This is a genomic window from Burkholderia sp. RF7-non_BP4, assembly GCF_001521935.1.
Taxonomy (GTDB): Bacteria; Pseudomonadota; Gammaproteobacteria; order Burkholderiales; family Burkholderiaceae; genus Burkholderia; species Burkholderia diffusa.
Map to the genome: position 1 here is coordinate 1 of NZ_LOTA01000070.1, position 4,197 is coordinate 4,197.

A 4,197-nucleotide genomic window follows, 5' to 3' on the forward strand; every position below is an offset into this window, starting at 1 on the left:
ATGGAAGAGCGTGACGCGCATCTGTTCGCCGACATGAGCAAGCGCAAGCGCGCACTGCTCACCCTCGACTGGAACATTGTCGCGCCCGCGAACGCCAGCGCCGAAGAGAAAAAACAGGCTGCGCAGTTGGAGGAATGGTTCACTGACCTCGCGAACCTGGACGACGTGCTGTTCGATCAGATGGACGCGATCGGTCATGGATTCTCGGCGCAGGAAATCGAGTGGCATCAGGTCGAGAAGGTGTGGCTCCCGAAAACGCTCACCCACCGGCCGCAGCGCTGGTTTCGCACACCGCTGTATGACGGCAACGATTTGCGCTTGCGTGACAATTCGTCCGATGGCGCGCCGCTCTGGCCGTTCGGATGGCTGGTCCACAAACATCGTGCGAAGAGCGGGTATTTGACCCGCGCGGGCCTGCATCGTGTCCTGGCATGGCCGTACCTGTTCAAAACCTACGCGGTGTCGGACCTCGCCGAGTTCCTCGAAATCTACGGCTTGCCGCTGCGCGTCGGTAAGTATCCGCCCGGCTCGACGAAGGAAGAGAAAGCCACGCTGCTGCGCGCGGTCGCCGAGATCGGTCACAACGCCGCCGGCATCATCCCGGAGGGGATGCTGATCGAGTTCACGGAGGCCGCCGACGGTTCGAAAGACCCGTTCGAGGCAATGATCAACTGGTGCGAGAAGAGCGTGTCGAAAGCGATCCTCGGCGGCACGCTCACGTCGCAGGCCGACGGCAAGACGTCGACGAATGCGCTCGGCAAGACCCACAACGAGGTGCGACGCGACCTGTTGACGTCCGACGCGCGTCAGGCGCAGCGGACGCTCACGAACCTCTGCTACATGCTGTCGGCGCTGAACTTCGGCGCGTCCGATCCGCGCCGCTGTCCGCGCTTCGAATTCGACACCCGCGACGCCGAAGACCTCGCGCTGTACGCCGATGCACTGCCGAAGCTGGTCGGCGCTGGCGTCAAGGTGCCGCGTCAGTGGGCGCAGGACAAGCTCATGATTCCCGAGCCGAAGGACGACGAGGACATCCTGTCGGTGCCCAAGCCGCCGATGGGGCTGCCGCCCGAGGAACGACCGGACGAGCAGCCGCGCACCGCGAAGATGCGCTATCGCGCCGTGCTGCGCAACGCGGCCGACGAAATTGTCTATCCCGACCAGGACGAGCTGGATCAGACAGTCGCGGCGCTGCCGGCCGACGAGATCACGGACTCGTTGCGCGCGACGATCGGGCCGGCGATTGCCGCGCTGCGCCGAGGCGCGACTCCGGATGAAGCAATCGAGATGCTGCTTGAAGCGCAGCCCGAGATGGACGACACGGCGATGCAGGAGTTGCTCGCGCGGTGCATCTTCGTGGCCGATGTGTGGGGGCGGCTGAATGGCGGTTGATCTCGGCTACGCGATCGGCCTCGAACCGGAGAAAGCTATCGCCTACTTCGAATCGAAGGGCTACAAGATCGGTTTCCGCTGGCAGGACGTCGCCGCCGAGGCGCATGCCAAGGCGTTCACGGTAGCGGGCGTGATGAAGGTCGACGTGCTCCAGGACATCCGCCAGGCGCTCACGACGTCGTTAAAGAAGGGCACGACGTTCGGCGAGTTTAAACGGCAGCTCTCGCCGGTCCTGGAAAAGAAAGGCTGGCTCGGCCAGGGCATGATCGTCGACCAGGACACCGGCGAGATCGAAGGCAAGCGCCTGACACCCCGCCGTTTGCAGACGATCTTCCAGACGAACATGCAATCGGCCTACATGGCCGGCCGGTACGCCGCGCAGCTCGAACAGGTCGACACGCATCCGTATTGGGAGTACGTCGCCGTCCTGGACAGCCGGACGCGCCCAGCGCACCGGGCGCTGGCCGGCGCGATCTACCGATACGACGATTCGTTCTGGCAGACGTTCTATCCGCCGAACGGGTTCCGCTGCCGCTGTCGTGTACGGACACGCACGCGGGCCTGGGTCGAAGACAAACACGGCCCGGTGTACGACAGCAGCGGTCGTCTGGTCCAGGTCGAAATTGTCGACCGATCCGGCACGAGGCGATCGGCGCTGGCCTATCAAGACGCGGTGACCGGACAGAAACTGCTACCCGATCCGTGCTTCAGCTCGAACCCCGGCGCGCAGTGGATGAAGCCGTTTACGCCGCCGCCGGCCGACAGCCTGCCGCGCACCTTTCCGTCCGGCATTGAGCTGCCGACGTTGCCGACGCCGACCCCGGTGCCGGCGTCGAGCTTGCTGCCGGCCGGCCTCGCGCCCGAGCAATATGCGCAGGCGTTCCTTCGGGAGTTCGGTCTGAAGCAGGGCCAATCGAAGGTGTTCGAGGATGCCACGCGTTCAGCCGTCACCATTTCGGACGACCTGTTCAAGACCGGCGACGGCAGTTGGAAAGCGGACAAGGATGGGCGCGGCGCGTATATGTCGCTGCTCGCCCGGGCGATCCAGGAACCCGACGAGATCTGGCTGCGGTGGGAGGAAAGCCGCGCGCATCCCGGGACGTGGTTGCTCAAGCGGCGCTACATCAAGTCCTGGTTGATCGACGACCAGGACGGCGCGCAGTACGGTTTGAGCGTGTTCGAGCTGGGCCAGGACAACTGGACCGGGTCGACGGCCATGATGGCGAACATTGAGCGCGGCGAGCAAGCGCGCCGTCGGTATATAGAAAAGCAGCGTGACGGCTTTCTGGTGTACCGCAAATAGAACGGCCCGCGACGCCGACTCGTCGCGGGCCACCGTGCAGTTCCTTTGGTCGCGTCAGTCGGGAGCTTGTGCGACTGCAATCGGTATAGACAGAGTATAGCCCATGATCGTAGAAATCGAGATCGACGACTCCCGGTACGCGGCGACCATGGCCCGCGTGCGCGCACTGATGCAGGACGCGTCGCCCGTGACGGCGCTGATCGCCGGGCTAATGGCCGACGCCGTCGAAGAGAACTTCGCGCAGCAAGGCCGGCCGAAATGGCTGGGCCTGAGTCCGAAGACCCTCAAGCGACGCCGTGAAGAGGCCGGCACGGGCAAGATTCTGCAACGTTCGGGGCGGCTCGCATCCAGCATCACGCCGGCACATGACGCGACCACGGCCCGTGTCGGCACTAATGTTGTATACGCGGCGATTCACCAGTTCGGCGGCACCATCCAACGCCATCCCATATCTGGCTACGTTAGACTGCGTAAGGGCCGCGACGGCATGATCATGCGTCAGGCGGATCACCCGCATCTTGCCGTGTTTGCGAAGAACAGCCACAAGCGGGTCAAGATCGTGAAATGGACCCGCAGCCAGGGCTGGACGATCAAGATTCCTGCGCGGCCATTCTTTGCGCTGACTGAGTCCGACAATATCGGGATCGAGTCAGAGGTGTCCACCTACCTGCGTCGATTGTTCGACCAATGATTGTGGCCGTTTTAACCGCCCGGAAGCGGGTTAGGCACCCCTAGATAGCCACTCGGGGGCGAGAGGCCGCTAAACCCCCCGCTAAATCGCGCCGGATTGGCATTCGGGATTCGCACCTTCCCGCGCATCTCCATCACTGGCCGACGTACTGACGTCGGTCGCCTAATTTTTCAGCGCCCCGACCGCCAACATGGCGGCATGGCTACCTACTTCATCGCGGCGCTTTCCGCACAAATCCAATCGACCGGCACGGCGCTCAAGCTGCTCCCGGCTGGCGACTTCCGTGCACGGGATGGACGGCCGACCGAGTGTGCCGCGTGGCGGCTCGACGCGGCCGGCGCGGGGCGCCTGGTCGCGGCGGCGAACGCCCGCCAGACCCGCTATGTGATCGATTACGAGCACCAGACGCTCAATTCGGCGAAGAACGGTCAGCCCGCGCCGGCCGCCGCCTGGTTCAAGACGCTGGAATGGCGCGAAGGCGATGGCCTGTACGCGACCGACGTGCAATGGACCGCTCGCGCCTCCGCCATGATCGACGCGGACGAATACGCCTACCTCTCGCCGGTGTTCGCCTTCGACAAGGCGGGCAACGTGATTGCGCTGCTCAACGCCGCGCTAACCAACGATCCCGCGCTCGACTGTCTCGACGAAGTGCAGCTCACCGCTGCGTGCTCGGCAGTGTCCGGCGCGATCGACCCTGCCGCGCTCGCGGCGCTTTCCACTGTCCCACCTATCGAGGCTCCCAATATGGAAGAACTCCTGGAACAACTGCGCTGGCTGCTGAACATGCCGGTCGGCGCAACCGCTGACG

At 64.3% G+C, this 4,197-nt stretch carries 4 protein-coding genes; all 4 read left to right on the forward strand.

The window, feature by feature from the left end; translation table 11 throughout:
- Positions 1-1,392: DUF935 domain-containing protein (locus WS49_RS22120; protein WP_059533315.1), on the forward strand; the 1,392-nt coding region annotated here is incomplete at its 5' end.
- The gene (locus WS49_RS22125) at positions 1,382-2,695 is read left to right on the forward strand and encodes a PBECR2 nuclease fold domain-containing protein (RefSeq protein ID WP_059533316.1); all 1,314 of its coding nucleotides are present in this window, start codon (positions 1,382-1,384) and stop codon (positions 2,693-2,695) included. The genes WS49_RS22120 and WS49_RS22125, both read left to right, overlap by 11 nt.
- 103 nt (positions 2,696-2,798) lie before the next feature.
- Complete coding sequence (locus WS49_RS22130) at positions 2,799-3,386, forward strand: phage virion morphogenesis protein (RefSeq protein ID WP_063888578.1); 588 nt, start codon at positions 2,799-2,801, stop codon at positions 3,384-3,386.
- 198 nt (positions 3,387-3,584) lie between these two features.
- Positions 3,585-4,197 (forward strand): phage protease (locus WS49_RS22135; RefSeq protein WP_218921257.1); only part of this gene is annotated, 613 nt, incomplete at its 3' end.